A 270-nucleotide genomic window follows, 5' to 3' on the forward strand; every position below is an offset into this window, starting at 1 on the left:
GTCGTGAATAACCTGCTCACGAGGTAAGTCTTTTGGCAGTGGCTTACGCACCGGCTTTTTACGGGTAGTGCTAATGGATTGCTGCTCTGCCTCAACTTCCTCAACAATCTCTTCCACTTCATTGAATAACTCGCCTTGCCCCACAAAGCCTTCAGCACTTTTACCGAATTGTTTTTGTTGAGCTAAACGCCAGCGCTCTTCCAAGAGCTGCGATTTGTGCATCCTTCTGCGCTAACAGTTTTTCAAGTTCAGCAATACGCTGTTTAAGGG

Annotated in this window: 1 pseudogene; it reads right to left on the reverse strand. The window is 47.0% G+C overall.

The features are described 5' to 3' along the window. Positions 1-270 (reverse strand): annotated as a pseudogene (locus tag AAEY68_RS21135) (transposase domain-containing protein); the annotation flags it as partial.

It is taken from the genome of Pseudoalteromonas sp. RB2-MNA-CIBAN-0110 (assembly GCF_040309305.1).
GTDB lineage: Bacteria > Pseudomonadota > Gammaproteobacteria > Enterobacterales > Alteromonadaceae > Pseudoalteromonas > Pseudoalteromonas arctica.